Source organism: Cellulomonas sp. P4_B5_2, assembly GCF_056402235.1.
In genome coordinates this window covers 1-4688 of sequence record NZ_JBFUHU010000295.1, presented here as the reverse complement: position 1 = coordinate 4688, position 4688 = coordinate 1, and the positions used below count along the sequence as shown (strand labels likewise).

Here is a 4688-nt window from a genome sequence, read left to right as displayed (position 1 = left end):
GGCATGAAGACCCGGGTGGCGCCCATCGCGGAGGTGGTCGGCCCCTGGGGCGAGAACGACGTCGCCGGCGCGGCGGGCGGCGGCGTGTAGGGCGGCGGACCGGACGGACCGGCCTGGTAGGCGGCCCCGGGCGCGGCCGGAGCCTGCGCCTGGTACGGCGGTGGGCTGGGCGGCGCCTGCTGCGCGGTGCTCTGCGACGGGATCGGCGAGAACATCGCCGGCGCCCCCGCCTGCGGTCCGACGGGTCGGTAGGGCGGCAACGGCCGCGAGGGCTCCCCCGCGGGTGCCTGATAGTTCTCGCTCACGTCATTCCCTCCACGTGGTCACCCGGTTCGACCGGCACGGGCGTGCCGGTACCAGGCCTTCGTCCTGGACCGTTCATCGGCGGTGCGGATGCCCGACTTGAGGCATCAGCACGCGTCGCTACTACGTGACGACGACGCGCAGGATCTCCTCGATGGAGGTCTGCCCGAGCGCGACCTTGTGCCAGCCGTCGTCGCGCAGCGGGATCATGCCCTGCTTCACCGCCGTCGCAGCGATGTCGGCGGACGACGAGTGAGCGACTGCGTGGCGCTCGATCTCCTCGGTGACCCGCATGACCTCGTGCAGCGCGAGCCGACCCCGGTACCCCGTCTTGGAGCACGTGGCGCAGCCGACCCGGCGCATGAGCTCCGGCAGCGGCTCCCCGTCGACCCACGGGAAACGGGCCGCGAGGAGCTCCGTGGGGGTCGGCGTGTACGGCTCCTTGCACTTGTTGCAGAGCTTGCGCGCGAGCCGCTGGGCCACGACCGCGTCCAGGGCCGAACCGACGAGGAACGGCTCGATGCCCATCTCCGTCAGACGGGTGATGGCGGACGGCGCGTCGTTGGTGTGCAGCGTGGAGAGCACGAGGTGACCGGTGAGGGCGGCCTCGATGGCGATCTGCGCGGTCTCGTGGTCGCGGATCTCACCGAGGAGGACGACGTCGGGGTCGGACCGCAGGATCGATCGGAGCGCCCCGGCGAACGTCAGGCCGGCCTTCACGTTCACCTGGACCTGGTTGATGCCGGCGAGCCGGTACTCGACGGGGTCCTCGACCGTGATGACGTTGATCTCCGGCTTGGACACCGCATTGAGGGTCGCGTAGAGCGTGGTCGACTTGCCCGATCCGGTCGGCCCGGTGACCAGGATCATCCCGTACGGCTTGGTGTACGACTCGCGGTACACCTCGTAGTTCGACTCGAGGAACGACAGGTCGCGCAGGTCGAGGCTCGCGGTGGAGTTGTCGAGGATTCGCATGACGATCTTCTCGCCCCACACGGTCGGCAGCGTGGCCACCCGGAGGTCGATCTTGCGCCCGTTGTGCACCACGGACATGCGGCCGTCCTGGGGCTTGCGGCGCTCCGCGATGTCGATGTCGCTCATGATCTTCACGCGGCTGATGACGCCGCCGGTGATCTGCTTGGGCGCCCGCTGGGTCTCGTGCAGCACGCCGTCGATCCGGTAGCGGACCCGGAGGTCGTGCTCGGACGGCTCGATGTGGATGTCCGAGGCCCGGTCGGTGATCGCCTGCGTCACCAGCAGGTTGACGAACCGCACGATCGGCGCGTCCTCGTTGCCGATCTCCGCCATCTTGGAGAGGTCGGCCTCGGCCTCGGCGTCGGCGTCCTCGAACGCCTGCGACAGGTCTTCCATCTCGTCGTCGGCACGGCAGTACCGGTCGATCGCGCGCAGCAGGTTGTCGTGCGTGGCGATGACAGGGATGACGGACATGCCCGAGACGGAGCGCACGTCGTCGACCGCCATGACGTTGCCGGGGTCGGAGGTCGCGAGCACGATCGACCCGCCCTCGAGAGCGACGGGAAGCACGGAGTAGCGGCGGCACAGCGCGCCGGGGACCAGGCTGACGGCCATGCGGTCGACCGGGTAGTCGTCGAGGTCGACGAAGTCCATGCCGACCTGGTTGGCGAGCGCCTTGACCAGCTGGGACTCGGTGAGGACCCCGAGCTCGACCAGCGTGCGTCCCAACGTCGTGCCCCGGGCCAACGTCTCGTCCAGCGCGGCGAGCAGCTGCGCCTCCGTGACCAGTCCGTCGTCGAGCAGGATCTCCCCGAGCTGCTTCACGCGCGTCCCTCCGTCGAGCTGGCGGCCGGGTGCTGGCCGCGCGGATGTCTCTGTAGACATCGGCAGGGAGGTCGACGTGCCTGAGGAAGTCAGCCGCTGAGTTTGTCCTCGAGGGCGGCCGACATCGCGGCAAGAGGTGCCGGGTGCCCGGTCATCAGGCGGACCTGCTCGGCGGCCTGGTGCAGCAGCATCTGCTCACCGCCCACCACCACTCCCCCGGCAGCCGCCCAGGCGAGGGACAGCGCCGTGGGGCGCGGGTCGTACGCGACGTCCAGGAGGGTGCCCGCGGCGTGCTCGAGCCGGCCCGCCAGAGGATCGGCGGCGTGCGGCGGGAGGGTCGACACGACGACGTCCGCCTGCCCGATCTCGCCGGCGTGATCGAGCGTGCGGTACACCGGGGTGACCCCCATCCGGTGCGCGGCACGCATGAGACCGCCGGCCCGTGCGACCGCGCGCACGTAGACCACCGGGGAGGTGCAGCCCAGCTGCGCGAGTGCGGCCAGCGCCGACGACGCGGTGGCGCCCGCGCCGAGCACGGCCGCGGTCCCGACCGGGCCGTCCAGGCCCAGGGCGGCGACGATCCCGTGCACGTCCGTGTTGGCGCCGACGAGCGTGCGGCCCTGGAACAGCACGGTGTTGACCGCACCGACCACCTCGGCGAGCGGCTCGACGTGGTCGAGCAGCGGGATGACCGTCTGCTTGAGCGGCATGGTCAGGCTCAGCCCCGCCCAGGAGCCGTCGAGCCCGCGCACGAACGCCTCGAGCTCAGCCTCGGTGACGTCGACGGCGTCGTAGCGCCAGCCGTCGAGGCCCAGCGCCGCGTAGGCGGCACGGTGCAGCGTCGGTGACAGCGAGTGCGCCACCGGGTGCCCGAGCACCGCCGCCCGTCGAGGGGCGGCGATGGTCACCCGCTGTTCTCCGCCTGCCACTGACGAAGCAGTGCCTTGTTCGCGTTGTGCTCCTCGTTCGTGACGGCGAACCGGGTCTCCCCGGTGTCGAGGTTGACCGCCACCCAGAAGAGCCARTCACCCGGCTCAGGGTTGAGGACCGCGTCGATCGACACCGCACCCGGGGAGGCGATCGGCGACGGCGGCAACCCGAGGTGGGTGTAGGTGTTGTAGGCGTTGGAGTCGTCCTGCGTCATCTCCGTGGTCAGGTCCATGCCCGAGATGCCCAGCCCGTAGGCGACCGTCGCGTCGATCTGCAGGACCATCTCCTTGTCGAGCCGGTTCTCGATGGCACGGGCCACCTTGGGCCGGTCCTCGGGGAGCTTCGCCTCGCGCTCCACCAGCGACGCCTTGTTGAGCACGGTCTCCCACTGGTCCTGCGGGACACCCTTCTGCGTCAGCACGGCGACGGTCTGCGCGGTCATCTGCGCCAGCACGCTCGCCGGCGTGGCGTCCGGCTGGATATCGTAGGTGGCAGGGAACAGCCAGCCCTCGGCGTTGCCGTTGGCCTCGGCCGGGAGCGCGATGGCAGCGGGGTCCGCGATCGCGGCCTGGACGTCCTCGACGGGGACGGCCATCTTCTCGCTGAGCTTCGTCGCAATCTGGTCCTTGGTGAGCCCCTCGGGGATCGTGACCTTGAACGAGACCCGGCTCGACGGGTTGAGAAGCGCGGTGACGGCGTCGGAGGCCTTCATCTCGAGCAGCATCGAATAGGTGCCCGGCYGGATCGAGCCTGCCTGCGGGTTCGCGGCGAAGGCGTCGTTGAAGGCCTTGGCGGTGGCGACGACCCCGGCGTCCACGAGCGTCGTCGCCATGTCCGCGCCGGTGTCGCCGGGCTTGATGACGATCTCCACCCTGCCGTGACCGACCCCGGTGTAGTCCTTGACCCCGCTGCCGGAGCCTCCCTGACCCTGGAAGAAGCCGCCCATCAGCTCGACGACCACGTAGGCGGCGCCGACCACCATGAGGAGGGCCACGACGAGCACCCAGATCGAGCGACGACGGCGACGCTTGCGCTCGCGCTGCTCCTTGGCTCGACCGCGGGATCGCGAGGGCCGGTGCTCAGGAGGGGCGACGCGGGTGTCGCCGCCGAAGAGATCACTCACCTCGTCGCTCCGTTCTCCAGGGGCCCAGCGGTCGGTCTGGCTGTTGGTCACGTGCGAGTCACTCCACAGTCGTCCGTGCGTCGCCCGCAGCCCCCCCGCGCGCCACTGGAACGTGCTGTCCTGGGTCGACCGGGACCCGCTCACCGGGACGTCGTCCCGACGCACGCTCCGCGTCCAGCGCGGACTGCAAGATCACCACCGCGGCCGCCTGATCGACGACCTGCCGGTGGCTGCGTCCGGATCGGCCGGACGCATGCAGCGCGTGATGGGCGGACACCGTGCTCATCCGCTCGTCGACCAACCGCACCGCGACGGGTGCGACGGCCTGCGCCAGTTGGACAGCGTACGCGCGCGCGGCCGCAGATGCGGAACCTTCGGCACCCGACAAGTGCATCGGGAGTCCCACGTACACAACACCCACACCTCGCTCCTGCACCTCCCGCACCACCTGCGCGAGGTCGGCAGGGAGCCGACCCTTCGTGCCGGTCGCACGGGCGAGCGTGGCCACCGGCGTGGCGATCAGCCCGTCGGG

4 protein-coding genes and 1 pseudogene are annotated in these 4688 nt (G+C 70.8%); all 5 read right to left on the bottom strand.

Going from position 1 to position 4688, the window contains the following annotated elements; translation table 11 throughout:
• A pseudogene (locus AC1DUQ_RS17830) lies at nt 1-305 on the bottom strand (type IV pili twitching motility protein PilT); the annotation flags it as partial.
• A 121-nt stretch (nt 306-426) separates the two neighbouring features.
• Complete coding sequence (locus AC1DUQ_RS17825) at nt 427-2103, bottom strand: GspE/PulE family protein (protein WP_477061976.1); 1677 nt, start codon at nt 2101-2103, stop codon at nt 427-429.
• Nucleotides 2104-2192: 89 nt separating this feature from the next.
• Nucleotides 2193-3005 carry a shikimate dehydrogenase gene (locus AC1DUQ_RS17820; protein WP_477062288.1) on the bottom strand — a complete coding sequence of 271 codons (813 nt, stop codon included), beginning with the start codon at nt 3003-3005 and terminating at the stop codon, nt 2193-2195.
• A gap of 2 nt (nt 3006-3007) precedes the next feature.
• Entirely contained in the window at nt 3008-4156 is a 1149-nt protein-coding gene (gene mltG / locus AC1DUQ_RS17815; protein ID WP_477074253.1) for an endolytic transglycosylase MltG, read from the bottom strand.
• A 58-nt stretch (nt 4157-4214) separates the two neighbouring features.
• Complete coding sequence (gene ruvX / locus AC1DUQ_RS17810; protein WP_477074252.1) at nt 4215-4664, bottom strand: Holliday junction resolvase RuvX; 450 nt, start codon at nt 4662-4664, stop codon at nt 4215-4217.
• Between the last annotated feature and the right edge of the window lie 24 nt (nt 4665-4688).